Source organism: Adhaeribacter radiodurans, from assembly GCF_014075995.1.
Lineage (GTDB): Bacteria > Bacteroidota > Bacteroidia > Cytophagales > Hymenobacteraceae > Adhaeribacter > Adhaeribacter radiodurans.
Genome location: NZ_CP055153.1, coordinates 4,396,784 through 4,422,932 on the forward strand (window position 1 = coordinate 4,396,784; position 26,149 = coordinate 4,422,932).

At 41.0% G+C, this 26,149-nt stretch carries 20 protein-coding genes; 12 read left to right on the forward strand and 8 right to left on the reverse strand.

Annotation, left to right across the window (positions count from 1 at the left end; all coding sequences use genetic code 11):
• Positions 1-14 precede the first annotated feature (14 nt).
• The 4 genes from HUW48_RS17565 to dnaB form a co-directional block, all read right to left on the reverse strand.
• Positions 15-1,634: a glucoamylase family protein gene (locus HUW48_RS17565; protein WP_182412181.1), complete on the reverse strand. Its 1,620-nt coding sequence runs from the start codon at positions 1,632-1,634 to the stop codon at positions 15-17.
• An 88-nt stretch (positions 1,635-1,722) separates the two neighbouring features.
• Positions 1,723-3,189, reverse strand: a complete 1,467-nt coding sequence (locus HUW48_RS17570) for a RagB/SusD family nutrient uptake outer membrane protein (RefSeq protein ID WP_182412182.1) — start codon at positions 3,187-3,189, stop codon at positions 1,723-1,725.
• A gap of 18 nt (positions 3,190-3,207) precedes the next feature.
• Positions 3,208-6,180: a SusC/RagA family TonB-linked outer membrane protein gene (locus HUW48_RS17575; protein ID WP_182412183.1), complete on the reverse strand. Its 2,973-nt coding sequence runs from the start codon at positions 6,178-6,180 to the stop codon at positions 3,208-3,210.
• Positions 6,181-6,500: 320 nt separating this feature from the next.
• The gene (gene dnaB / locus HUW48_RS17580) at positions 6,501-8,069 is read right to left on the reverse strand and encodes a replicative DNA helicase (RefSeq protein WP_182412184.1); all 1,569 of its coding nucleotides are present in this window, start codon (positions 8,067-8,069) and stop codon (positions 6,501-6,503) included.
• 198 nt (positions 8,070-8,267) lie between these two features.
• On the opposite strand from dnaB, the gene HUW48_RS17585 reads away from it, so the two are divergent.
• Together HUW48_RS17585 and HUW48_RS17590 are read left to right on the forward strand one after the other, a co-directional pair.
• Complete coding sequence (locus HUW48_RS17585; RefSeq protein WP_182412185.1) at positions 8,268-9,641, forward strand: UDP-N-acetylmuramate--L-alanine ligase; 1,374 nt, start codon at positions 8,268-8,270, stop codon at positions 9,639-9,641.
• Positions 9,642-9,693: 52 nt separating this feature from the next.
• Positions 9,694-10,473, forward strand: coding sequence for an exonuclease domain-containing protein (locus HUW48_RS17590; RefSeq protein ID WP_394368474.1), 780 nt, complete (start codon positions 9,694-9,696; stop codon positions 10,471-10,473).
• Positions 10,474-10,931: 458 nt separating this feature from the next.
• On the opposite strand, the gene HUW48_RS17595 is transcribed toward HUW48_RS17590, so the two are convergent.
• Positions 10,932-11,723: a M48 family metallopeptidase gene (locus tag HUW48_RS17595; protein ID WP_182412187.1), complete on the reverse strand. Its 792-nt coding sequence runs from the start codon at positions 11,721-11,723 to the stop codon at positions 10,932-10,934.
• A gap of 292 nt (positions 11,724-12,015) precedes the next feature.
• Here HUW48_RS17595 and HUW48_RS17600 point away from each other — a divergent pair, with 292 nt between their 5' ends.
• The 9 genes from HUW48_RS17600 to HUW48_RS17640 all read left to right on the forward strand — a co-directional run bounded on the left by HUW48_RS17600 (position 12,016) and on the right by HUW48_RS17640 (position 22,167).
• Complete coding sequence (locus HUW48_RS17600) at positions 12,016-12,627, forward strand: fumarylacetoacetate hydrolase family protein (RefSeq protein WP_182412188.1); 612 nt, start codon at positions 12,016-12,018, stop codon at positions 12,625-12,627.
• Complete coding sequence (locus HUW48_RS17605) at positions 12,614-14,512, forward strand: M23 family metallopeptidase (protein WP_182412189.1); 1,899 nt, start codon at positions 12,614-12,616, stop codon at positions 14,510-14,512. Before HUW48_RS17600 ends, HUW48_RS17605 begins: the two co-directional genes overlap by 14 nt.
• Before the next feature lie 147 nt (positions 14,513-14,659).
• A complete protein-coding gene (gene bcp / locus HUW48_RS17610) occupies positions 14,660-15,112 on the forward strand; it encodes a thioredoxin-dependent thiol peroxidase (protein WP_182412190.1) in 453 nt (150 codons plus the stop codon).
• Between the two features lie 429 nt (positions 15,113-15,541).
• A complete protein-coding gene (locus HUW48_RS17615; RefSeq protein WP_246343531.1) occupies positions 15,542-16,939 on the forward strand; it encodes a vWA domain-containing protein in 1,398 nt (465 codons plus the stop codon).
• Between the two features lie 269 nt (positions 16,940-17,208).
• Positions 17,209-17,748 carry an RNA polymerase sigma factor gene (locus HUW48_RS17620; protein ID WP_182416428.1) on the forward strand — a complete coding sequence of 180 codons (540 nt, stop codon included), beginning with the start codon at positions 17,209-17,211 and terminating at the stop codon, positions 17,746-17,748.
• Between the two features lie 30 nt (positions 17,749-17,778).
• Entirely contained in the window at positions 17,779-18,225 is a 447-nt protein-coding gene (locus HUW48_RS17625; RefSeq protein WP_182412191.1) for a hypothetical protein, read from the forward strand.
• Positions 18,226-18,229: 4 nt separating this feature from the next.
• Positions 18,230-18,715: a hypothetical protein gene (locus tag HUW48_RS17630; protein WP_182412192.1), complete on the forward strand. Its 486-nt coding sequence runs from the start codon at positions 18,230-18,232 to the stop codon at positions 18,713-18,715.
• A gap of 145 nt (positions 18,716-18,860) precedes the next feature.
• The gene (locus tag HUW48_RS17635; protein ID WP_182412193.1) at positions 18,861-20,054 is read left to right on the forward strand and encodes an aspartate aminotransferase family protein; all 1,194 of its coding nucleotides are present in this window, start codon (positions 18,861-18,863) and stop codon (positions 20,052-20,054) included.
• 355 nt (positions 20,055-20,409) lie between these two features.
• Entirely contained in the window at positions 20,410-22,167 is a 1,758-nt protein-coding gene (locus tag HUW48_RS17640) for an SLC13 family permease (protein WP_182412194.1), read from the forward strand.
• Positions 22,168-22,237: 70 nt separating this feature from the next.
• Here HUW48_RS17640 and HUW48_RS17645 read toward each other — a convergent pair whose 3' ends face one another.
• Positions 22,238-22,666, reverse strand: a complete 429-nt coding sequence (locus tag HUW48_RS17645; RefSeq protein ID WP_182412195.1) for a tellurite resistance TerB family protein — start codon at positions 22,664-22,666, stop codon at positions 22,238-22,240.
• Between the two features lie 340 nt (positions 22,667-23,006).
• Here HUW48_RS17645 and pfkA point away from each other — a divergent pair, with 340 nt between their 5' ends.
• Positions 23,007-23,978 carry a 6-phosphofructokinase gene (gene pfkA, locus HUW48_RS17650; RefSeq protein WP_182412196.1) on the forward strand — a complete coding sequence of 324 codons (972 nt, stop codon included), beginning with the start codon at positions 23,007-23,009 and terminating at the stop codon, positions 23,976-23,978.
• A 137-nt stretch (positions 23,979-24,115) separates the two neighbouring features.
• Here pfkA and miaA read toward each other — a convergent pair whose 3' ends face one another.
• Together miaA and HUW48_RS17660 are read right to left on the reverse strand one after the other, a co-directional pair.
• Positions 24,116-25,045, reverse strand: coding sequence for a tRNA (adenosine(37)-N6)-dimethylallyltransferase MiaA (gene miaA, locus HUW48_RS17655; RefSeq protein WP_182412197.1), 930 nt, complete (start codon positions 25,043-25,045; stop codon positions 24,116-24,118).
• Entirely contained in the window at positions 25,030-26,148 is a 1,119-nt protein-coding gene (locus HUW48_RS17660; protein ID WP_182412198.1) for a glycosyltransferase, read from the reverse strand. The genes miaA and HUW48_RS17660 overlap by 16 nt, the downstream gene beginning before the upstream one ends.
• Position 26,149 lies beyond the last annotated feature (1 nt).

Consider the following 26,149-nt stretch of genomic DNA (forward strand, 5'->3'; position numbering starts at 1 on the left):
AAAAATTTTAAAATTTAGTGCAGGTAAACGACTAACTTATTCTCGCCAGCCAAGCTGCTTAGTCGTAAGGTATATTTACCGGCCGGCACATTTTCGCCGAAGGTTATTGGGTATAAACCGGGAGCTTTTTGTTCTTCTTGCCAGATATTTTCGGTTACCGAACCATTTTCTTTTTCTAAAGTTAAAGTAAAACCGCCAGCATCTTTTATCGAAACATCTATCGGGTACTTATTCTGGTCGGGATGTTTTAACAAGTCATATAAACCGGATCTGATTTCCGGAATAGCCAGATAAAAGCCGGTTTCGGGATTTGGTTGCTTTATGTTGGCTTTTGTTAAACCATTTTGTACTTCAGGTATTTGATGAAATAAACTCCAAAGTAAACCGCTGCGGTAATTTTCTATCATTACCACTATAGGCCCTTGATCGATGGCCAGATAATCTTTGGCGACCCAACCCCGTGATTTGTTGTAAGCATCGTAGAAGCCGTAACTGCCATAAAGCTGCTTATTTAAAGTAGTATATAAATGCCGCAAAACCTGCATGGAATAATAAGGCGTGTAAGGCATAGAACTAATTGCCGCCGTTGGGGAAACAGTGCCATTATCATCCATCGGCTGATGCGCCTTGTACCCATCCGGATCATCAGAAGCCGTTAGCCCCCATAAACCAGCATGATAGCCGTAATTTTTGGGAGCAGCAAACAAACAATAAGCCCGGTTTATAAGTGTATGTTTTACATTTTGTTCCCAGTAAAAAGTGTACTGATCCTGCATTTGGCGCGGGTCTAATCCTAAAAAGGAATAATGGGCAAAAAACAAAGGCCCACCATAACTAGGGCCTATAGGAAGCAAATATCCTTCTAAGGGCTGCCCATTTACAAAACCAGATGCTTGAAAAGTATTTTGGTAAACTGCCGGCGACATAGCATGCGTGGGAGAACTTAAAGCCAGAATGTAGGTAATCAAACATTCGTTCCAGCCCCGGATGGCCATATTCATTTCCCAATTATAATCCGGACTCCAATGCCAGTATAATTGATTATCGCCCCGAGAAGCGTACCAATCCCATTCAACGGTTTCCCACAATTGGGTAATCTTATTGCGTAGTTCTGTTTCTTTGGCATCTGCGCCAGTAAAGTACGTTCGGGCAGTTAACAAGCCGTTTATTAAAAAAGAAGTTTCTACCAAATCGCCTCCGTTATCATTTGGGCTAAAAGCAATGGCTTTACCGGTATTCCCATCCAGCCAATGACTCCAAGCTCCATGAAACCGGTCCGCATTTTTTAAAAATTCGCACATTTTGGTTAGGCGGTCCACGGCTTCGGCGCGGTTAATCCAACCGCGGTTTACACCAACAACTAGAGCCGAAATACCAAAACCGGTGCCACCGCTGGTAACTAAATCGCCGGAACCGGTACGTTCCCGAGCCATAGCCGATACCGGATGCGCATATTCCCAAAAATATTGCAGGGTAGCTTGTTGTACTTCATCCAGTATTTCTTTATCAGGTGTAACGGGGGCTATCTCTGGGGTAATTACCGGAGGAGTTACATTTTCTTCTTCCTTTGCCTTACAGGAAATTAAAGTAATAATGAACAACAAGTACAAATAAGGCTGTCGGGAGTAAGTCATTCTTTACTGATAAAAAAGAATTAGAATAAAAATCAGGAAGCCAAACAGATTGACTTCCTGATTTTTTAAATTTTAAAAATTTAGAACCCTAGTAACCCGGATTTTGGGTAAGAGTACCGCCACTTAATTCAATTTGATTTTGTGGGATAGCATAAACTTCGTTTTTACCGGGAGTAAAGTTTTTGCCTAGTGCCTGAAATACCTCAGCAGCCCGGCCTTGCCGTACTAAATCAAAGAAACGATCTCCATTTTCCAAAGCCATCTCTACCCGCCGTTCGTGCCAGATGATGTTTCTTAGTTGGGCTTGATCGGTTATTGTTATTGGGTCTAACTTGGCGCGTTCGCGTACCCGGTTTAAAGAGCTAAGAGCTTTGTCCGTTTGGCCTAGTTCGTTCGCGGCTTCAGCGTGCATTAACAATACTTCGGTCAAACGCATAATCCGGATATTCTGGCCTTTGGCATAACCACATTCCTTAGCTACTGATCCGGGCACGTAGGCTTTCTGGTTGTAACGCGGGTTATCGGCTGTTTCACTAATTTTATCACCTTCCGGTGTTACTTCCCCGCGGTACAGGATGGTAGCATCTTTCCGCACATCCCCAGCTTCAAAGGCATTGTCTAAATCAGTAGTAGGAATACTAAAGCCCCAACCAAACTGCGGCCGTGCTCCCTGAACTTCAGCCCATTGACTGTTAGAAGCATCGCAATTGCCGGGTATTACCTCGGCCTGAACTTCAAATATAGACTCGGCATTGTTCTCGCCCGCAAACCGGAAAATCTGATAATAATCTGGGGTTAAAGAATAAGGTAAAGCCATTACCTGCTCGGTAAGGCTTAAAACTTCGGGCCAGGCTTTTTGATACATTTTTACTTTGGCCAGCATGCCTAAAGCGGCTCCTTTGGTAGCCCGGCCCACATTAGCGGCATCGTAACTAACTGGCAGAACGCTGGAGGCATCGGTCAGGTCGCTTATAATTAAGGCGTATACCTCTTCGGCCGTTGCCCGGGCAGGGTTTAATTCTTCTGGAGTTTCCGGAATTTTAGTTACCAGCGGAACCCCGCCAAAAGCCCGGACTAAGTTAAAATAATAATAAGCCCGGAGGAATTTAGCTTCGGCCAGCAAGCGAGCTTTTAGGCTTTCATCCATGGTAATGGCTGGTACTCGGGTGAGCACCTGGTTGCTCAGGTTTATGCCCGCATACTGCCCACTCCAGTAATCATTTAAAGTAAATTGCGTGGAAGTAAACGTAAAATTATCAAAATCATTCATAAAGGAAGCATCCCCCGGCGTACTGCCTTTTTCCGCATCGTCGGAGGCAATAGTGGTTAGCGCCAGGTGAGCAAAGGCCGCAACCGGCCAGGCCCGTAGTTGAGCATAAATGGAATTTACTCCCATTACAGCCTGCTCTTGATTAACAAAAAATTCTGATTCTTCCGGCTTTCCCTGGGGGTCTACATCTAAGAATTCTTCTTTACAGGAATATAATCCTCCCAAAGCCAGAATGCTAAAACCAATCAGAATTCTAGATATTGTTTTATAAAATATATTTTTCATTTGGAAATTAATGCTAGATTAAAAATTAACGTTGACACCGAAGTTATATGTTGCCGAAAGAGGATAAACATTTAAATCTATCCCGGCATTGGTTGGCGGTCCACCTACTTCGGGGGTAAAGCCGTTATACTTAAAGAGGGTTACTGGATTTTGGGCATTCGCATAAAATCGAATAGATTGTATCTTCCATTTTCCGGTAAGAGTAGTAGGCAGCGTGTAACCAACTTGTAAATTCCGGATCCGGATGTAATCTCCATTTTCTATGTACCAACTATTCGGGTCTAAATTAATGCCACTTAAATCAGCCGAAGGATAGGAATTGGAGGTACCCGCTCCATGCCAGCGGTTATCAAAGAAATCTTTGGTATAATTCTCATTACCAAACCGGTTTCCTTTATTGGCATTATAAATTTCTACTCCGGCTACGCCCTGAATATCTAATTGCAAATCGAAATTATAGAAATTAAAACCCGAGTTAATACCGTAAATAAAACGTGGGTTAGGATTACCGATAATGGTTCTATCACGGTTATCAATTACGTTATCATTGTTTAAATCGCGGTATCTGAAATCGCCGGGTTTAGCAGCGGGCTGAGCGGAACCTGTAACTTCCTGTTCGGTCTGATAAACACCATCTACCACAAACCCATAGAAAGAACCAATGGGATCGCCTAACCGGGAAATAGTAGTTAAATTACCGGCAACTCCGCCACTACCACCGTATTGGGGAATGAAAGTATCTATATTAGTAACTTCGTTTCGGTTATAAGCTACGTTAAAGCCTACGTTATAGCGGAAGTTGGAAGTAGCTTCGGTGTTCCAATTAGCGGCAAATTCAACCCCGGTATTTTTAAAACTGGCAAAGTTTCCGTTAATAGAACCTCCTAACCCGGAAGAACTCAAAAAAGGCACCCTGAAAATAGCATCTTCGGTTCTTTTATCGTACCAATCTGCTTCTATTGTTAAGCGGTTATTGAGCGTAACCATTTCAAAACCTAAATCGGTTTCTTTTACAACTTCCCACAGCAGGGTAGGTGGAACGGCCTGATCAAAATTACCGCCGGTGTAAGGTATTCCCCCAAAGAAAGCTATATAACCCGGAGCTAAATTAGCTGTTTGGTTAAAAACATTAGAAGGAATATTACTATTTCCTAATTTACCCCAACTAGCTCTCACTTTCAGGTTATTAATAGCCGTTTGATTTTTCATAAACGGCTCTTCGGTTACCATCCAGCCCAATCCAATGGAAGGAAAAATATCAAACCGGTTGTCTGATGGAAATTTAGAAGAACCATCGTAGCGCAGGCTGGTGGTTACTAAATATTTATCTTTAAAAGCATAATTAATCCGGCCGAAATAAGAAGCGAAAGTATACAAGTCACCATTATTCTGGATTCTGGCAGTTTCCTGATCACCTAATCCAAAATAATAAGAAGCTTCGGAATTATTAGGTACGTCGTTAATAGTACCTATAATTTCTTCCCAGCGATCTCTTTGCGATGAAATTCCTAATAAAACGGTAAACCGGTTTGCTCCAATCTCTTTATTATACGTTAAGGTATTTTCCCAAAGCCAACTGTTGCCTTTGTAATTGCCCTTAGTTAAAAGGCTTCTTTCCGCAAATTGGATAGATGTTAAAGAATCACGCGACCGGTAATTCCGGTAATCGCTTACTAAATAATTGATACCCAAACTGGTCCGAAAAGTAAAATCTTTTAAAAAAGTTAATTCGCCAAAAACATTACCAGTTAACCTTTGAGATCGATTTACCTGGTTAAACCAATCTAAACTGGCTTTCGGGTTAGAAAAATTACCTAAATTAATATTGGCCGGATCACCGTAGCGGCCATTTGCTTCTCTAACCGGTAAAATAGAAGGAGCAACATACGACTGATACAAAACGCCCGATGGGATAGTATCGGTTTTAATGTTAGAGAATATGGCATTATAACCTACCTTAATGTTGTTAGTTACTTTAAAATCGGTCTGCAAGCGGGCGGTTATCCGTTCAAAATCGTTCTTTTTTACAATACCTTGTTGGTTCAGGTAGCTACCACTAAAATTATAAGTAATCCGTTCTGTTCCGCCAGACATACTCAACTGATGGTTATGAATTTGAGCGGTACGTAAAACCTGGTCGTACCAATCCGTTGAGGGGGAATTTAAAGGAAGTCTTCTGGGCTCTTCAATTGCTTCGAATTTCTCGTTTACTAACGTGGCGTATTCCTGAGCATTGGCCATTTCTAACCGGTTAGTAACTTTTTGGATACCCGCAAAACCGTTGTAATTTATTCGGGGGGCTCCTGCTTTTCCTTTCCGGGTAGTAACTAATACAACACCATTCGCGGCCCTTACCCCGTAAATAGAAGCACTGGACGCATCTTTTAAAACCTCCATCGACTCAATATCGGCTGGGTTCAAGAAACTCAGATCCGGCACAAAAGTGCCGTCTACCACATACAAAGGCTCTACCCCACCTTGCGCGGAACCAACCCCCCGTATCCGAACCTGCGGCGAAGCACCCGGAGTACCGGTATTAGTAATCTGCACGCCGGCAACTCTACCCTGAATAGAACTTACCGGGTTCTGGGAAGATTGTTTTACTAATTCGTCGCCTTTAACAGAGGTAATAGAACCGGTTACGTCGCGCTTTTGCTGGGTACCATAACCCACTACCACTACTTCGTTTAACTGTGTAGCATCGGTAGCTAATTGAACATTAATGGAAGTGCGATTATTTACCGGCACTTCTTGTGACTGGTAACCAATGTAGCTAAAAACGAGAGTGGCATTTGCGGGAGCATTTACGGTAAAATTGCCCTCAACATCTGTTTGGGCACCATTTGTAGTGCCTTTAATAAGTACGCTTACCGCAATTAAGGCTTCACCGGTTTTGGCATCGGTAACCCTACCTGTAATGGGCACCGCATCCTGGGCGTACAGCAAACGCACACTAAACAGACACAATAACAGTAAAAAATGTTTTTTCATATTTTTGCTATAAAATGGAAGTGATAAATTATACCATCTATATACGCCCATTTGTAAATTTGATATCTATAAACCTTACTTTTTTTACAGATTCTCTAAATAGCAAACCCGGACAAATTGATTCCGAGGAACTTTTTTTGAATATTTTTAAATCAGTTTAGAAGATGGAACAGCTCTACCTTTATAAAAGCAAAAAGCCTCCTATAGGAGGCTTTTTGCTTTTATAAGATTTTATATTGACTACTTTATAGTTTTAATCGCACTAGCAGGTTAAAGAATTCTTCTACAACTTTCTAATTTACTAACCAGCAACCTACAACTTAAAACGGCGGCTCCTCGGTGTCGAAGCTGGATTTAGGTAAAGAGTCGCCGTTCATTTTGCTAGGTAAACGTACAGCGTTGCCTCCACCAAACGGATCATCGAAATTACTTGGTGGTAACGCTCCGCCGCCAAACGGATCAGCGCCAAAGTCGCCTTCCAGGTCGCCGAACTTGGTAAACTTACCAATAAATTTAAGCGGTACCGTAGCCAGTGAACCATTCCGGTGCTTGGCTATAATTACTTCACCTACGCCTTGGGTTGGGTTCCCTAATTCGTCTTCAGTGATACCATAATATTCAGGGCGGTACAAGAAAATTACCATGTCGGCGTCCTGCTCAATAGACCCGGATTCACGTAAGTCAGATAGTTGGGGTTTTTTGTCGCCACCGCGGGTTTCTACCGCCCGGCTCAACTGCGACAGCGCAATTACCGGCACGCTTAGTTCTTTGGCCAACATTTTTAAAGCCCGCGAAATAGAAGCAATTTCCTGTTCCCGGTTACCGCCGCCCCCTTTGCCTTCGTTACCCGTCATCAGCTGCAAATAGTCGATGATAATCATCTGAATATCGTGCTGGGCTTTTAACCGGCGGCACTTGGTGCGCAATTCCCGGATAGATAAACCCGGCGTATCGTCAATAAAAATAGGGGCTTCCGATAATTTGGAAATTTTATGATTGAGCTGGGCCCATTCGTAATCGGCCAGGTTACCCTTCTTAATTTTTTCACTTTCCAATTCAGCCTCCGCCGAAATCAAACGGTTTACCAACTGCAGCGACGACATCTCCAACGAAAAAATGGCCACGGGTTTATTAAAGTCTACAGCCGCGTTACGCATGGCCGAAACTACAAACGCCGTTTTACCCATTGCCGGACGAGCCGCTAAAATTACTAAATCCGAAGGTTGCCAACCCGATGTAACCCGGTCTAAAGCGGTAAATCCACTGGGCACCCCGGTTAAACCTTCTTTCTGGTTTTTCTTTTCTTCGAGTTCTTTAATGGCTTTGTGCATCAAAGAACGCATATCGTCAAAGTTTTTGCGAATGTTCGCTTCCGATACTTCAAACAAAGACTTTTCGGCGTAATCGAGTAAATCAAATACGTCCGTGGTATCTTCAAAAGCCCGTTTTTCTACTTCGCTCGATATAGAAATCAGGTCCCGTTTAATGGAGTTTTCAGTAATAATACGCGCGTGGAACTCAACGTTGGCCGCGGAATGGATGCGGGTAGTCAGGTTCATGATGTAGTAAGGGCCGCCCACAAATTCCAGTTCCCCATCCTCGCGCAATTGCTGGGTTACCGTTAAAATATCAATCGGTTCGGATTTATCGAAAAGCGCCAGAATGGCTTTAAAAATTTTCTGGTGCGCATCTTTATAAAAACTTTGTGGCTTTAAAATATCAATAACGGTTGTTAGGGCATCTTTTTCGAGCATTAATGCCCCTAATACAGCTTCCTCCAAATCCAAAGATTGAGGTGGTATTTTACCTAATCCAGCAGTAATCGAACTCTTGCCATTCCAACGGGCATTTTTACCATCGCGGGAAAACTTTACTTTACTCTCCTCCATACACAAATCTAACAAAGTTCTGGATTGGCTTATTAACAATTTATAAACCTTTTCGTCCACAGAAGCTTAGGTGCTGGTACTGAACCAGGTAAAAACTTTAGATGTAGGTCTTGAGTAAATGTACCCGCAGAAGCAAATTTTTAAGGCTAACGTGACTAAAAAAAATTTGTACATTTGTTGTCTTACTCACTGGAATACATGCAAACAACTCAATTGCAACGCATTCATCTTATTGCTGTAGGCGGCAGTATCATGCATAATCTAGCCCTGGCCCTGCACCAGAAAGGCCTGCAAGTTAGTGGCTCCGACGACGAAATATTTAATCCGGCGTTCGACCGGTTGAAAACAGCCGGTATTTTGCCCGCTGAAATGGGTTGGTTTCCCGAGAAAATTACGCCGGAACTGGATGCCGTTATTCTGGGTATGCACGCTCGCGCCGATAATCCGGAACTGCAACGTGCCCAGGAATTAGGTATTCCAATTTATTCTTTTCCAGAATTTATTTACCAGCAGTCTTTAAATAAGCAGCGTATTGTAATTGGGGGCAGCCACGGCAAAACTTCTATTACCTCCATTATTCTGCACGTTCTGCAATACCATAATCGGTTGTTTGATTATGCCGTAGGTGCGCAGTTGGAAGGCTTCGATAACATGGTAAAATTAACCGAAGAGGCTCCTATTTTTATAATAGAAGGCGATGAGTATTTAGCTTCTCCTATTCAAAGAGTTCCTAAATTTCATTTGTATCATCATCATATTGGCGTGGTTAGTGGTATTAGCTGGGACCATATTAACGTATTTCCAGATCCTAAGATTTACCGGGAACAGTTCCGCATATTTGCCGAAATGACTCCAAAAGCCGGTACCCTCATCTACAACCAAGACGATGAACAAGTATTGCACGTTTGCGTTCCACGCAACGATTTAGTAAAATACATTGGTTATTCGGCACACGAACATCAGGTGTATAATGGTATTACCTATTTAAAAACTAAGAAAGACGATATACCGATCCAGATTTTCGGGGAACATAACCTACGTAATATTTCGGCAGCGAAAGAAGTTTGTAAACAACTAGGCATTAAACCGCAAGCTTTTTACGAAGCTCTTAAAACATTTAAAGGAGCGGCTCGTCGGCTGGAGTTTTTAGCCGGTAATAATTACACCCGCATATATAAAGATTTTGCCCACGCTCCGTCTAAAGTAAAAGCAACTACTGAAGCCTTAAAAAATCAGTTTCCGGATCGTAACCTGGTAGCTTGTCTGGAACTGCATACCTTTAGCAGTTTAAACAAAGATTTTTTACCGCAGTACAAAGGTGCTTTTGGTAACGCCGATGTGCCCATTGTTTACTTTAACCCGAAAACTCTGGAACACAAACGCATGCCAGCCCTGCAACCCGAAGACATTAAACAAGCTTTTGCCAATGATTCTATACAGGTTTTTAACGATAGCCAGCAACTATTTGATTACCTTCAGTCTTTAAGTTGGAAAAATCAAAATTTATTGTTGATGAGTTCGGGCACGTACGATAATATGGATGTTCAAACGCTGGCTACCAGCATCTGCTAAAAATAAAGCGCACATGAAACTAAACCTGCGTAAACCCATTGTTTTTTTCGATCTGGAAACTACCGGCGTAGATATTTGCCGCGACCGGATAGTAGAAATTTGCATGTTGAAAGTAATGCCATCGGGAGAAGAAATTCTCAAAAGCATGCGCATCAATCCCACTATTCCTATTCCGCTCGAAACCAGTTTAATTCATAATATTTACGACGAAGACATAAAAGATGCGCCCACTTTTGCCAAAGTAGCGCACCAGGTAGATGCTTTTTTAAAAGGCTGCGATTTAGCGGGTTATAATTTAATAAAATTTGATATTCCGGTACTGGCCGAAGAATTTTTGCGGGTGGATATTGATTTTGATATTACCAACCGCTCCATTGTAGATGTTTGCCGGATTTTTCACCAAATGGAGCAGCGCACCCTAACGGCAGCTTATAAATTTTACTGCAACAAACCTCTGGAAAATGCGCACAGCGCCGAAGCCGATACTGTTGCTACCTACGATATTTTAAAAGCGCAATTAGAGAGATACGAAAACGTTTCGGTAACCACTCCCGATTGCAAAGAGGAATTTCCGGTGGCCAACGACATGCAGAAGCTGCACAAATTTACTTTTCAGAACACGGCCGACTTATCTGGTAGAATTTTATTTAATCCTGCTGGTCAGGAAGTATTTAATTTTGGCAAACACAAAAACGTGCCCGTCGAAGAAATTTTTGCCAAAGATCCGCACTATTACGACTGGCTCATGAAAGGCGATTTTCCTTTGCAAACCAAAAAAGTTTTTACCCGCATTAAACTCCGCAGTTTTAAAGGTAGTTTTAAGTTAGGTTGAAAGTTGCAGGTTGGAAGTTGCAGGTTAGGTTGGAAGGTTAAAAATTTAAAAAATCTTGGTGGCGCGAGCGTCTTCGATCGTGGCTACTATGTGGGAGGGCCTCCGGCCGGGCGTACGAAAAAGCTTTCATTAAAATCATATCAGCAACTATTTTCAACCGACCAAAGACCTGACAATAATCATCACGAGCGAAGACGCTCGCGATAGCTGGATAGAATTTAAAATTAAAAACTAAAGGTTTCTCGTCCTATATTTTCTTTAACAATTTAGCAATTCACCAATTCCTTAATCTAACAACCAATAACGAACAACTAGCAACTATTTCGCTTTATCTGATTTAAGGACTAAAGCCAGCGTTAGAGCCGCAATCCAGAATAATTTCTTTTTCATAAAATTCAAATTAAAAAGCCTGATTGTTTATACGCAACCAGGCTTTTATTTTTCATCGAACGATTCAATTATTTTTTATAGTACTTTAAAGCTTCTGGAATGTGTTTTTGAATATCGGCAATCCGGGTTTCGTCGGAAGGGTGAGTAGAAAGAAACTCGGGCGGAGCTTGTCCACCTTTACCAGCGGCCATTCTTTCCCAAAATGGAACTGCCTGCTGAGGGTTGTAACCGGCCATTGCCATAAAAATAAGTCCTAACTCATCTGCTTCCGATTCTTGCTTGCGGCCATAAGCCAGCAAGCCTAATTGCGAACCGGCACCATACGCGGTTAAAAATAAGTTATTCGTTAAACTAGGGTTAGATCCCATGGCAGCTTGTAAAGTAGCACCGCCTAATTGCTGCAGTAAACCCTGGCTCATGCGCTCATCGCCGTGTTTGGCAATAGCGTGGGCAATTTCGTGCCCCATTACTACCGCTAAACCAGTTTCGTCGCGGACAATGGGAATAATACCCGTATATACGGCCACTTTGCCACCCGGCATACACCAGGCGTTTACCTGAGGATCTTCAATCAAATTAAATTCCCAGGCATAACCAGCTAATTGGTCGCTTAGATTGTTCTGCGCCATGTATTGTTCTACGGCCTTTTGAATACGCTGTCCTACCCGCTTTACCATAGCCGTATTTTGGCTATTACTTACCACCTTAGCCGTATCTAGCACCTGCTTGTAAGAAGCGTAACTCATCTGCTGCATTTCGGCCGAAGGAACCAAAGAAAGCTGCCGGCGACCCGTAATAGGCACAGTAGCGCAACCCATTACCATTAAAAAACTACTGTAAACACATATTTTCTTCCACATAAAATTAGCTGGTTTAATGAAAAACTTTAATTCTTTAAAAATCACTTACTCTGTAAAAGTAAAACTCTGCTTTTTAAAGAGCATATTACATGCCAGTTGGCTTTATACGGCTAGGTAAGCCCGAAATGTTCCGGCTTCTTTTCTGCTTAACCTGGTGAGCTTACCTTTATTTTATTAAAGGTTTGAAAATGAATACGAAAGTATAAAATTCTAAAAAACTGTTGTTGAATTTTGTTGGTAAGACTTTTCTAAAAAAATTATTCAGCTATTTTTGAATAAAACTACTTCCCGCATGAAAATACTTTGCATTGGCCGTAATTACGCCGATCATATTGCCGAATTACAAAACGAAGTACCCGACGAACCGGTTATTTTTTTAAAACCTGATACCGCCCTAATTAAAAATAACGATCCTTTTTACTATCCGGATTTTACCCAAGAAATTCATCATGAGTTAGAAATTATTTTGCGCATCAGCAAAGAAGGGAAAAACATTCAACCAAAATTTGCCGCCAATTATTTCGATGCCATTGGTTTAGGGATAGATTTTACTGCCCGCGATTTGCAATCTAAAGCTAAAAGCAAAGGTTTGCCCTGGGACTTAGCCAAAGGTTTTAATGGCTCTGCTCCTGTGTCAGAATTTTTACCTTTAACAGATTATCCTGATTTAAAAAATATCAATTTTATTTTGCGCCTTAATCAGGAAATTAAACAGCAAGGCAATACTAGCCTGATGCTGCATCCGTTCGAAAATATAATCAGTTATATTTCGCGATTTATCCTCTTAAAAAAAGGCGATATTATTTTTACCGGTACTCCTAAAGGTGTTGGTCCCGTAAAAATTGGCGATAGGTTGGAAGGATTTATAGAAGATAAAAAAGTTTTAGATTTTGAGATTAAGTAAGTTTTTCGTTTTAGTAGCTTTTTTCAGCGTATTGTTCCCGGGGGTTAACGCCCAAAATCCCGAAGAAGCCGATAGTTATTTTTTATTTCCAATTCATCCGGGCCGCCAGAATTATTTATCGGGCAGCATGGGCGAAATCCGACCCAATCACTTTCACGGGGGTATTGATATTAAAACCGATGGCGTAACCGGTTTACCAGTTTATGCTGCCGCCGATGGGTATATTTCCAAGATTGAGGTTTCCAGCTACGGGTATGGGTATATGCTGTACCTGGCTCACCCGAACGGCTTAACCACCACTTACGCCCACCTCGAAAGTTTTGCTCCGGCTATTGAACAATACGTACTGGAAATGCAGTATGCCAAGCAATCTTTCGACGTAAAATTAACCCCTGGAAAAGACCAGTTTGTTTTTAAAAGAGGCGATATAATTGCTAAATCCGGCAATACCGGCGGATCAATGGGGCCGCACTTGCATTTTGAAGTACGTGACGCCAAAAATAATTTACTAAATCCTCTAAAATACGGCTTCAAAGAAATTCAGGATAATGTGGCACCCGAAGTAATTGCCATTGCTTTTAAAACCTTGAGTATTGATGCCCGCCTGAATCATTTATTTGGCCGGCTAGAGTTCCCGGCCATAAAAAATGCTCCTAATTCCTACATTTTAAAAGATACTATCCGGGCAAATGGCGTGCTGGGGTTAGAATTTAATGCTTTCGACCGGTATACCGGAGCCTGGAATAAGAACGGGGTGCAGGAAGTAAACGTTTTTGTGGGCGGAAAACCGCATTATACTCATTTACTCGATAATATTCCTTTTGATTACCAGCGCATGGTGTCGTGGCACGTAAATTACGAAAACCTGAAAATGACCGGTAAGAACTTTCAGAAGTGCTATATTGATGATGGCAATACTTTACCACTTTACAATACCGGCGCTCATAAAGGGAAATTTAAAATTAACCCAGGAGCTACTTACCCGGTAACCATGCAGTTTAAAGATTCTTACAACAATACCACCACCCTGCAATTCATTATTCAAGGCACTTTGCCAGCAGCTACCCATACTTTTGCTAATTCAGTAAAAAAACAGCAGATTAATTACGAAGTAGTCGAAGATGTTCTTAAAATAGCGGCAGTAGACACCGGAAGCATTCCCAAAAACATAAATCTTTTTATCCGGAATAAACGGTACGATCTGGTACCGAGCTATACCGTGCAATCCAACTCCGTTTATTTGTACGATTTGCGGGGCGGCCTACCCGACTCCCTTGTTTTTAACGGTAAAACTAAAAAGTTTTTCTTCCGGCAAACCATTCCAGCCGGCACCGATTATTCTTACGCCGACAACCACGTAACTTTACAATTTTATCCTAATACAATTTTTGACACTCTATTCCTCTGGTCTGGTTACGAGGCAGGTGTCTGGTCTATTAATGATATTAACACCCCACTTTTTCAGCCGTTAAAAGTAACTTTTAAACCCGAAGAACCTATTCTGGATAAAACTACAGCGGGAGCCGTGTGGCTGGGCCGGGGCAATAGCCGCGCCTTTATTAACGGAGTCTGGAAAGACGATCAGTTTACTTTTACTACCCGCAACCTGGGCAAGTACAAAATAATGAACGACCTCAAGCCTCCCACTGTAAAATTACTTTCTAAATCTCCTACCCTGGTTCGATTTAAAGTAGGCGACGATTTATCGGGTTTAGCTTCTTACCGCGCCGAATTAAACGGCCAGTTTCTTTTACTTAAGTACGAACACAAAGCTGCTATGCTTTATTCCGAAAGGTTAAACAAAAAAGTACCGTTATCGGGCGAGCTAAAGTTATGGGTAAAAGATGCCGTGGGGCGCGAAACCGTATATACTACCCGCATTTAACACTATGCTCTTTTTAATAAATCAGATATACTACGAGAGTTTATTTACTTTTTAAGTAGCTGTTCAAATTAAACTTACTTCTTTAAAAAAAACAAAACTGATTTAAGACAACGTATAACTTAATACTTAATACCTACTACTTACCATATGGCATTACAAATTGGCGATAGAGCCCCGGATTTCGCTATTCCGGATCAGGATGGAATTGTTCATAAATTATCAGACTACCAAGGCCGAAAACTGGTTATTTATTTTTACCCGAAAGATGATACTCCGGGCTGCACGGCGCAAGCTTGCAACCTGCGCGACAATTATTATGATTTGCGGCTAAAAGGTTACGAAGTAATTGGCTTAAGCGTGGATAGTGAAAAGTCGCACCAGAAGTTTATTCAGAAGTTTGAACTACCTTTTACTTTACTTTCTGATACCGATAAAAAAATGGTAGAAGCGTATGGCGTTTGGCAGGAAAAAAGTATGTATGGCCGTAAATACATGGGAACCATGCGGTATACTTTTATTATCGACGAAAAAGGTATTATCCAGGATATTATCACGAAGGTAGATACCAAAGATCACGCAGCACAATTAGTAAAAAGTTAAACCGGTTATAAAGCTGTTTAGCATATATAAAAAAGTAAAATTTTGTCTAAGGTGGTGTCTTCACCACATTATAGTAGCTGGCAACAGAATAATTGTTGCGGTAATTACTAAATAATGAATAAACTTCTAAAAGGCGAAACAGCTTCTATATTAATAGGAGACTTTGCTTTGCTGATTACCCGTATAATTTAAAATTACTTTTATTCGCATAAACTTGGAGCTTCTTACTTTACACAAGAATTTTATTTATTATTAATCTTACGCGCATACAAGATCCCAATCACGCTTCATACCTAACTATTTCCCAAACTCGTTTCTAAATTAATATAGAGACATTAATGAGTTTGGGAATTTTTTCGTATCAAACTGGTTATATACATTATATTAAATATAGCAATAACCGTCTGTTCCATTTAAATTTTGGGTTTATTGAAAACAATAGGTAAAATATGGGTAGTACTAGGCTTGCTCCTGGTTATAAATGGAATGAGTTACGCTCAAACTACCGCAAATAAAACGGAGCCGGTTAAGAAAACCCGCATTTTGTTTTTACTCGATGGGTCTGGAAGTATGCTGGCCAAATGGGAAAGCAGCGACCGCATGAAAGTGGCCAAAATTTTACTTTCCCGGTTAGTTGATTCCTTGGCACAATACCAAAATTTAGAATTGGCTTTACGAGTTTACGGGCATCAGTTTGACAAAGAAAAAAACAATTGCACCGACTCTCGCCTGGAAGTTCCTTTTAAAGAAGGCAACGAAGAACAGATTAAAACCCGGCTACGGCAAATTGTTCCGCGGGGTAATACGCCCATTACTTATTCTTTAGAACAAGCTGCTAAAGATTTTCCGGTAGATAATAATTCCCGGAACGTTCTTATATTAATTACCGATGGCCTGGAATCCTGCGGCGGCGATCCTTGCGCTACAGCCAAAGCTCTGCAAAAGAAACGTATTTTTCTTAAACCATTTGTTATTGGAATTGGCATTGAGAAACAATTTGTACCGGAACTTGCTTGCATGGGACAATATTTTAATGCCGCCGATATTAGTTCTTTCCGGAAGGTACTCGATAACGTGGTAAAAATGGCGCTGAGCAAAACTACCGTTTCGGTGGAGTTAAAAGACGAGCAAGGCAAACCCGTAGAAACCAACGTAAATCTTACTTTTATTAATAATGTAACCGAAGAGCCGGAATACAATTACGTACACTATCTTTCGGCCGCTGGTAAAACCGATGTTTTAGATATCGATGCCTTGTTGAGTTATGATTTAGTTATTAATACACTGCCGCCCGTAGTTTTAAAAGATCTGGACATAAAAGCCGGAGAGCACAACGTTTTTTCGGCTAAAACGCCGCAAGGCACTTTATTTTTACGGCAAGATGCTGTTTCGCCGTTTGGGGTAACCGAGGCCATTGTGCGGGAAAACAATTCTAAAAATACTTTAGTGGCTCTTCGTTTCGGGAGCCGTCAGAAATTAGTAGCGGGTAAGTACGATTTAGAATTATTAACCTTACCTCGCATTTACCTGAACGATGTTGAAATTAAGCAAGGCCAGACAAATACCGTAACATTCCCGCCGCCGGGTTTACTTAATATTCCGACGGAGTTACAAGGGTACGGAAGTTTGTACGTGTTGGAAAAAGACGGTAGCCAGCGTTGGATTTACAATTTATCCGAAAACAACAGCCGCACCAATTTACCCTTGCAGCCGGGTCAATATCGTTTAGTGTTCCGCACTAAAACAGCTAATGCCAGCAAATTTACCGATGTACAAACTTTCGAAATCCGCTCGGCAGCTACCACTACTGTTAAACTTTTTCGCTAAAAATTAAATTTAAAGGAACAATTCCCGATTAAACTATTCGCCAAAGAAACTGTCTAAGCACAGGTAAGTAAAACTAGTGTTTAGTCCATAGTTTACAGACGACAGACCATGGACATGAACTCTAAACTATTAAGTATTTATGTTTTAAAACTTGTCAGTTAAAAGTTGATGAATTTTAAAATTATACAATGCTAGTAGTCAAAAATTTGCTGCCTTGGCCCATTGTCTATGATCTAAACACTAGTAAGCAATTAACGAACAATTACCCTTTGGAAGATCAGGAAATTCTTCAAAAATTTCAGAACCCGGATTCGCGTAATCTAGCTTTTAATCAGCTTATCCGGAAATACCAGCAGAAAGTGTATTGGCACGTTCAGAAAATGGTAATTGACCACGACGATGCCGATGATTTAACCCAGGAAGTATTTATTAAAATCTGGAAAAACTTACCGGAGTTTCGGAAGGATGCCCAATTGTATACCTGGATTTACCGCATTGCTACTAACGAATGTCTTAATTTTTTAAAATCGAAAAAAAGAAGATTCTTCTTACCTATAACCGATATTTCGGAAGAGCTATCGCAGAAAATTGATGCGAATGTGGGCCCAAACGGCGATGAGATTCAGCTAAAACTACAAAAAGCCTTGTTAAAGTTACCTGATAAGCAGCGCCTGGTTTTTAACATGCGCTATTACGATGAATTAAAATACGAAGAAATAGCCGAAATACTGGGCACTTCGGTGGGAGCTTTAAAAGCTTCGTATCACCACGCCGTAAAAAAAATTGAAGATTTTATCAATAATAATTAAACCTTCTGCCAAGCAGGTAATCTAATAAACATGAAAGAAGATTTTAAGTTGGAAAACTTACCTAAATCTAACCTTTACCGGGTACCCGACAAGTATTTTGAAAAACTGCCGGGAGTAATAATGGAGCGGGTAAATCCGGGAACATTAACAACTGAAAACAATTGGCTGAGCAGCTTATGGACTACTTACCGCATAGCATTTACCAGTGTTTTTTTACTTATAAGCTTCGTAGCTGCTTTTTTGGGGGCACAAAATTTATCCGTTATCAATAATTCTGCCTCCGGTATAAATTTAGTAAATATTAGCCGGGGCGATGCTTTAGAATACGTATTGCTTCAGGACGAAGTGGATAGTCGGGATATGGCTGAATTAAGTTTTACAGATGCGGATCTTTCCACTGATTTTACTAATCTTACTCCTAACGATATTTTAGAAACAGTAGACGAGCAACAACTCGAAGAAGTATATTTTAATTAATACCATGAACTTTAGAAATTTAATTCTTGCTTTTTTATTATTAGTAACCAGTTCTTTAACCTATGCTCAGATACCGCAACGCTCCGAGGAGCAAAACCAGCAAAGGCGCCAAGAGCGAATGGAAAAAATAAAATCAGCCAAAGTAGCTTTTCTAACAGATAAACTACAATTATCTAGTGAGCAAGCGCAAAAGTTTTGGCCATTGTATAATGAATACGAAGCGGAACGCCGCTCGACTCATACACGTACGCGACTTACCCGGGGAGCTAATTTAACTGCTTTAACCGATCAGCAATTACGCGAAGCTATTAACGAAATGCATGCTGTTCGCCAGAACGAGCTAAACGTAGAAAAAAAATACGTTGATAGATTTTTGAAGGTAATTTCTGTAAGACAACTAGCCACACTTTATCAAAGCGAACGCGAATTTACCCGCGTTTTATTAAAGAAACTCGATAACCAGCGTCCGGGAGCTTACGGCCGCCGGTAAAAAAGAATTTTCCTGTTTCCTGTTTTCTTTCCTAGCCCGGCTTTCTGTAAAGCCGGGCTTTTTTTATGACCTTTACCATCTCAAATAAATAAATCAGAATTTAACTTCTAGAAAAGTAAATCCAAAATTTAAATATTACCGCAACATGCTTTCACAACGGCAATTATTTCTGCAGCATCAGGCCCAAACTACTGATTTTCCTTTATTATTAGAAGTAGAACGGGCGGAAGGCGTTTACATGTACGGCCCCAACGGCGAACGCTACCTGGATTTAATTTCCGGAATTGGCGTGAGCAACGTTGGCCACCGGCACCCGGAAGTTATTGCCGCTATTCAAAACCAGCTCGAAAAATATTTGCACTTAATGGTATACGGCGAAATTGTGCAAGGCCCGCAGGTGCAATTGGCTACTCAGTTAGTACATACTTTGCCTGCTCATTTAAATAATGTTTACCTGGTTAATTCCGGTTCGGAAGCCGTAGAAGGGGCTTTGAAATTAGCCAAACGTTTTACCGGCCGTACCGAGTTAATTTCCTGCTCTAATGCCTACCATGGTTCTACCCACGGTTCTTTATCACTTAATGGTTCCGAAAATTTTAAAAACGCTTTCCGACCATTATTGCCCGATGTTCGCCAAATCCGGCATAACTCTTTGCCGGATTTAGTAAATATTACTCATCGAACTGCCGCCGTTATTATTGAAACCGTGCAAGGAGAGGCTGGCGTACAATTGCCGCAACCCAGTTATTTACCCGCTCTGCGCCAACGCTGCCAGGAGACCGGCACTTTGTTAATTTTAGACGAAATTCAGGCTGGTTTTGGTCGCACGGGTACCTTCTGGGCTTTCGAGCAATTTAGTATAGAACCCGACATTTTAATTTGTGCCAAAGGTATGGGTGGCGGCATGCCCATTGGCGCATTCATTGCGCCGCAGGAAATAATGGGAAGCCTTAAAAATGATCCATTGCTCGGCCATATTACTACTTTTGGCGGTAACCCGGTGTCCTGCGCGGCTTCGTTGGCTACTTTGCAAATTTTACAGAAAACCAATTTAATTAACCAAGTACCAGCTAAAGCAGATTTGTTCCGGCAATTACTCGTGCATCCGCAGATTAAAAGCATTCGTAACTGCGGTTTATTAATGGCGGCGGAGTTTGAATCCTTTGCTATTTTAAAACCTATAATAGATCAGGCAATTAAAAATGGCGTACTCACTGATTGGTTTTTGTTTTGCGATAATTCCATGCGTATTGCCCCTCCCCTTACTATTACCGAGGCGGAAATTAAAGAAGCCTGCACCGTTATACTAAAGTCGATAGAAGAAGTAAGTTCCAATTAATTTAACATTGAAGCTGTTTAGCCTTTTCAAGTTTATCAGTACCGCACCTTATATTGGTTTTACCAGAAGTATTTCGGTAAATTATCCGTAAAAGGCTAACATCTACTATCTTGATACTTGTATCTCTTTAGTTAATAGAATTACTTCTAACGTGCACAGAGCAGGCGGCAACTATTTAATTTTAATTCATTGCTGAGTTTTTTTGTCATACATCAACTATCTGGCAAAATTCAAGTAAAAGGTATTTTTAAATGGCTTAGCCACGTTGCTACTAATTAGTAGATTGCTTCTTCCAAACCCGTAAATAAAGCTGGTCTATCTGTTTTGCAAGGGTTTTCTGTCCTTATTCAACTTTATGGAAATAATTATTGTACTGGTTTTACTTTTAATTGCTGTTATTCTGTTCGCTACCGAAAAAATTTCGGTAGACGTGGTAACGCTCATTATGCTGATTGTTTTATGCGCTACCCGCATTATTACTCCCGAAGAAGCTTTTGCCGGATTCAGTAGCGATTTTATTGTAATTATAGCGTCGGTATTTGTGTTGAGTGCAGCCTTGGAAGAAACCGGTATTCTGGATTTTGTAATTGTAAGACTGGTGCGGGTGGCTGGTAAAAATGCTGGTTTTATGTTGTTTCTGGTAATGGCGATTGCTGGTGCCATATCCGCGTTTATGAACAATACTACGGTTACAGCCATGTTTGTAACACCCTTAGTTTCTTTATCCCGCCAAATAAAAACCAGTAGTTCTAAATTATTAATGCCTTTGGCTTATGCCTCTATCTTAGGGGGCACCTGTACCTTAATTGGCACCTCTACCAACGTAGCGGTTAGTGGTTACATTGCTAAAGCCGGTATGGAACCCGTTGGCTTATTTGAAGTTACCCCTATTGGAATCGTCATTTTTTTGGTCGGCTTAGTTTACATGATGACCATTGGGCAAAAAATGCTACCTGATAATCAGGACCATGGTTTAACCGAAGAATATAAAATTCAGAAGTATATTTCTGAGGTGGTAGTAATGGAAGATTCTCCATTAGTAGGTCAAATTGCCTACGCCTCAGACTTATCGAAACTGAAGTTTAAAATTTTAAATATTATTCGCAATAAAGAAAAGTTTTTACCTGACCACCGCACCCGCATCCGGGCCAATGATATTATTCTGGTTGAAGGTGAAAAAGATGACTTAATTAAGATAAAAGAAACCAAAGGCGTAGAAATAATGGCCGATGTGTTAATTGAAGAAGAGCTGCAAAGTGAGGATATTCGTCTGGCCGAGATTCTGATTACAGCTCATTCCGATATGATCCGGCAGTCGATAAAAGAAATAGATTTTCAAAGACGCTACGGCTTGGTAGTTCTGGCAATTTCAAGACAAGGAGAACCCATCCGAACCAAGATTGGAGCGGTTCGCTTAAAACTCGGCGATTTATTACTGGTACAAGGCTCGGCGGAACGGTTAAAATATTTAAGCTCTGCGCAGCATTTAGCGGTGTTAGATGCTTTTACGCCCGTTTTATTTAAAAAGCAAAAAGGTCTGCTTACCATTAGCTGTTTTTTGCTAGCCATTTTAGTGGGATCTTTGGGATTATTGCCGCTTTCTATTAGTTTTTTATCGGCAGCCGTAATTAGTATTCTGCTTAGGTGTATAACTACAGAAAAAGCGTACAACGCTATAGACTGGCGGCTCTTGATTTTAATTGGTGGAATGACGGCTTTTGGAACTGCCATGGAAAAATCTGGTGCAGCTGCTTTCCTGGCGCAGAATATAGTTTCTTTGTTAGAACCATTCGGTAAGCTTGGTATTTTAGCGGGCTTTGTATTCTTAACCGTATTTCTTACGCAACCTATGTCTAATGCGGCGGCGGCTTTGGTAATTGTGCCGGTAGCGCTGCAAACGGCAATTACTTTAGGAGCTAATCCGCGTAGTTTTGCTATTGCTATTATGTTAGCTGCTTCTGTCTCGCTGGTAACTCCCTTTGAGCCATCGTGCATTCTGGTTTATGGGCCAGGAAAGTATAAATTTAAAGATTTTATGCGGATTGGTTCAGGCTTAACCTTTTTATTAGTAATAATTATTTTAAGCATGGTTCCCCTTTTCTGGCCTTTGTAAATAGCTTAACCACTGAGTTTACTTATCCGGTAAACCATTTAGCAATTAAGAATTCTATTTGTTTAAGCTATTATAATTCCAGAAAAGATTGCGAATCTTGCTTTATTTCTTCCCGCGACTGACCGTCTTTTACTCCCATGGATATTTTGCGGACCAGTACCCCCACAATAGATTTTTTAAAACCGAGCTTTGCCGCCATTTCCACGCAAAAATCCATTTCGTTATCGTCCACAATACCATCGGCCAGCATCATTTCAACCAAGTCGTAAATCTGATCGAATCTTTCCGAATCATTCGCCGGTAATTCAAATTTAGCCGTTTGGGCGTTGGCGAGTAAACTTCGTACTTCTTCTTGCTTCAGACCATTTTTAGTGCCAATGGTAATAATATAATTCATCTCCGCCGAGTCAACGTGGCCATCAATTTTTGCCAATGCACCCAGATTCAGGATGTGACTTTTAATGCGCTTTAATTGCTCACTTTCAAAAAAGTTAAACATATCTTACAATATAGAGTATGGGAACAGCGTATTTCTTCAATCTTACTAAATTAACAAAAAACAACAATTTTCACCTACCTTAAATTAAATTTTTACTATAATAAGGTGTAAATCACCCGCTTTTTGCTCTGCCAGTAACCAGTATACGCAAGTTGCTTTTGTTTGTAACGGCTATTTCTAATATTTTCCAGAATTTATTTTATATCTTTTTACGTCTGTATAACTAACTTAAATTCAACCAACTAGGACGCTTAAAAGTAAATTTTACTTAAATTGTACGTGTTAACTGCACGCTTTCACCAACTAAATTAGTTAATTTGCCCCCTTAACAAGATTAGCCATGAAACGCATTGCAGTATTTACTTCCGGAGGCGATTCACCGGGTATGAATGCTTGTATCCGAGCGGTTGTCCGCACGGCTATATATCACGGAGTAGAAGTGTACGGTATTCGCAGAGGCTATAATGGCCTGATTAAAGGAGAATTATTTAAAATGGAATCCTCCTCGGTAAGCAATACGATTCAGAAAGGAGGAACCATTCTTAAATCGGCGCGTAGCCTGGATTTTATGGCTCCGGAAGGTCGCCGCTTAGCCTTTGAACAACTCCAAAAGTATGAAATAGAAGGAATAGTAGCCATTGGTGGTAATGGTACTTTTACCGGTGCCACCTTATTTTACGAAGAATACGGAGTTCCAATAGTAGGCGCGCCCGGTACTATCGACAACGATTTATACGGCACCGATTTTACTATTGGCTACGATACGGCGGTAAATACCGCATTAGACGCCATTGATAAAATACGCGACACAGCCGATAGCCACGAACGGGTATTTTTTGTAGAAGTTATGGGCCGCGACTCGGGTTATATTGCCATGCCCTGCGCTATTGGCGGAGGCGCTGAAATAGTGCTGATCCCGGAAACCAAAACTACTATTCCTGATGTAATATCTACCTTACAAAATGGCTGGAGTCGTTCTAAAACTTCGTTTATTATTGTAGTAGCAGAAGGCGACGAAGAAGGAAATGCCACTGAAATTGCGGCTCGCGTAAAAGAAGCTATTCCGCAAATGGATGCGCGGGTTTCTATTTTAGGTCACATTCAACGGGGCGGCTCTCCCACCGCTTCCGACCGTTTATTAGCCAGCCAAATAGGAATAGCCTGCGTAGAGGGGCTGCTCAATGGTAAAAAAGACGTAATGGCCGGTTTTGTAAACAACCGGCTGGTTTATACCCCTTTCAAAGATACCATAACCAAGAAAAAAATTATTAACCAGCGTTTTGTCCGGATGGTCGAGATTTTAAGCGTCTGATAGTTGGAAGGTTGAAAAGTTAGAAGGTTGTTAGCAGAAAGAATTTGTTTTTATTTCGATATATCATCTTTTCTAAAACATCCTTCTGATCATTTTAGCCATGGAACAACTTTTTAATTTTTCCACCTTAAAACCTTTTAACTCGCTAACTCCCGATCGATAAAAGCGAGAATGGCTTCCCGTTGTTGCGGGTGAAACCAGGTAAAATCGCTGTTTTTAGTAAACCAGGTAAGTTGACGCTTGGCATAACGGCGGCTATTTCGTTTTAGTAAGCGCACAGCTTCATCCCAATCGTATTCGCCGGCCAAATAAGAAAACAGCTCTTGGTAGCCTACCGTTTGCAGCGCATTATGATTCCGGTAGGGCAACAGTTGTTGCACTTCTTCCAGTAATCCGGCTTCCAACATTCCATCTACCCGGGCATCAATGCGAGCGTATAATTCAGCACGATCGCGATTTAAGCCAATTTTAATTATTTGAAAAGGCCGATCAACTGGTTCTTTGGTTCGGAAAGAAGAATAAGGTTGACCCGTTGCCAGCGAAACTTCTAAAGCCCGGATAATTCGCTGGGTGTTAGCTTTATCTACCTGGTTATAATACGCGGGGTCCAGTTCTTGCAATTTTTGAAGTAAATGGGCCAGCCCTTGTTCTTGTTTTTGTTGTATTAAACTCTCCCGGATAGAAGTAGGTACCTCCGGCATTTCGTCCATTCCCTCCAACACAGCCCGTACGTATAAGCCGGAACCGCCCGTTAAAATAACGCACGAATGTTGCGTAAATAATTCATCTAATAAACGTAGTACCTCTTGTTCGTAAGCGCCCGCATTATATTCCTGGGTAATGTGGTGCGAATTAATAAAATAATGCGGAATGCCCTGCATTTCAGCAAGCGTAGGTTTAGCCGTACCAATGGTCATCTCGTGGTAAAATTGCCTGGAATCAGCTGAAATAATTACCGTTTTATAATGTTTAGCCAACTGAATACACAAGTCCGTTTTACCCACGGCAGTAGGCCCGACTACTACAATCAAATATTTTTCTTTTAGAGTACTTAAGTGGTTTCCCATATTTTTTGGTAAAAAGCTAGCAGCTTTTGTTCCTCGTTTTGCCAATTCCATTGCTGGCGAGCTTTCTTACAATTTTGCACTAACTTATTATAAAAGGCAGGATCTTGAGTTAAATGGTTAATAGTCCTAGCAATAGCTTTTGGTTCCAGTGGAACGGTAATCCCCACCTGGCATTGCTCATTTAAACGGCAGTATTCCGGAAAATCTACTATTAACTGCGGAACTCCCGCGTGCAGGTAGTCAAAAAATTTATTACCCAGCGAGTAGTAATAATTCAAGCCCCTATTTTCTAACAAGTTAATTCCTACGTAAGCCTGCTTTGTTATTTTTTTAAGATCATCTGGTAATACATAGCCTTTGAAAATTACTTTATCCGTAAGGTTTAGGTTGTTACTTAACTCAATTAAACTTTCATAAACATCTCCTTTACCACAAATTATTAATTTCAAATCTATGGTAGGCATTGCCCGTAGCAGGGTTTCTAATCCGCGGCCTTCGTTTACTGCCCCTTGGTAGAGCAAATATTTTTCACTGGCAAATACAGGTAAATCAGTTTCCGGCGGCTCCAGCAAAGTACAATTTTGAATAACCGTAAATTTTACTCCGTACCGGGTATAAAACAAATGAGCCAATGATTCATTAACGGTATAAGCAAATCGCGTTCTGGATAAGATAAATTTTTCGAGGCTGGTCCAAATTTGCTTAATTATTGGCCGGTTTACTACTTCTACTACTTCCGGAAAGAATTCGTGGGCATCGTACACAAATGGTTTACCGGTTAGTCTGGCTTTAATAAAAACGGGTAAGGCGGTGTCTAAATCTGCGGCTCCGTAGGCATCAGCTCTTACAAATAGTAAATACCAGAAAAGCCGGATGGTATACTCGATATAAAATAATTTACCCTTGTTAAAAATACATGTAAGGCGGTGTTGCTCATAAATCTGTTGCCCGAGTGCTTTTGAATGGGGCCACTGCCTACCTACCAATAAAACCTGATATCCATTTTGCGCCAGGGAAGTGCAAATGCGTTGCATGCGTTGATCGTAATTAAGACCGGTGGTTACGGCAAATACAATTTTCCTATTGTTCTTGGCAGAATACAAG

Excerpts from the sequence above, each read along its gene's own strand:
- miaA (WP_182412197.1), bottom strand. The coding sequence starts at position 25,045 with ATGGGAAACCACTTAAGTACTCTAAAAGAAAAATATTTGATTGTAGTA.
- bcp (WP_182412190.1), top strand. The coding sequence starts at position 14,660 with ATGGCATTACAAATTGGCGATAGAGCCCCGGATTTCGCTATTCCGGAT.
- HUW48_RS17625 (WP_182412191.1), top strand. The coding sequence starts at position 17,779 with ATGAAAGAAGATTTTAAGTTGGAAAACTTACCTAAATCTAACCTTTAC.
- HUW48_RS17645 (WP_182412195.1), bottom strand. The coding sequence starts at position 22,666 with ATGTTTAACTTTTTTGAAAGTGAGCAATTAAAGCGCATTAAAAGTCAC.
- HUW48_RS17630 (WP_182412192.1), top strand. The coding sequence starts at position 18,230 with ATGAACTTTAGAAATTTAATTCTTGCTTTTTTATTATTAGTAACCAGT.
- HUW48_RS17575 (WP_182412183.1), bottom strand. The coding sequence starts at position 6,180 with ATGAAAAAACATTTTTTACTGTTATTGTGTCTGTTTAGTGTGCGTTTG.
- HUW48_RS17595 (WP_182412187.1), bottom strand. The coding sequence starts at position 11,723 with ATGTGGAAGAAAATATGTGTTTACAGTAGTTTTTTAATGGTAATGGGT.
- HUW48_RS17565 (WP_182412181.1), bottom strand. The coding sequence starts at position 1,634 with ATGACTTACTCCCGACAGCCTTATTTGTACTTGTTGTTCATTATTACT.
- HUW48_RS17600 (WP_182412188.1), top strand. The coding sequence starts at position 12,016 with ATGAAAATACTTTGCATTGGCCGTAATTACGCCGATCATATTGCCGAA.
- HUW48_RS17635 (WP_182412193.1), top strand. The coding sequence starts at position 18,861 with ATGCTTTCACAACGGCAATTATTTCTGCAGCATCAGGCCCAAACTACT.
- HUW48_RS17640 (WP_182412194.1), top strand. The coding sequence starts at position 20,410 with ATGGAAATAATTATTGTACTGGTTTTACTTTTAATTGCTGTTATTCTG.
- HUW48_RS17585 (WP_182412185.1), top strand. The coding sequence starts at position 8,268 with ATGCAAACAACTCAATTGCAACGCATTCATCTTATTGCTGTAGGCGGC.
- dnaB (WP_182412184.1), bottom strand. The coding sequence starts at position 8,069 with ATGGAGGAGAGTAAAGTAAAGTTTTCCCGCGATGGTAAAAATGCCCGT.
- pfkA (WP_182412196.1), top strand. The coding sequence starts at position 23,007 with ATGAAACGCATTGCAGTATTTACTTCCGGAGGCGATTCACCGGGTATG.
- HUW48_RS17570 (WP_182412182.1), bottom strand. The coding sequence starts at position 3,189 with ATGAAAAATATATTTTATAAAACAATATCTAGAATTCTGATTGGTTTT.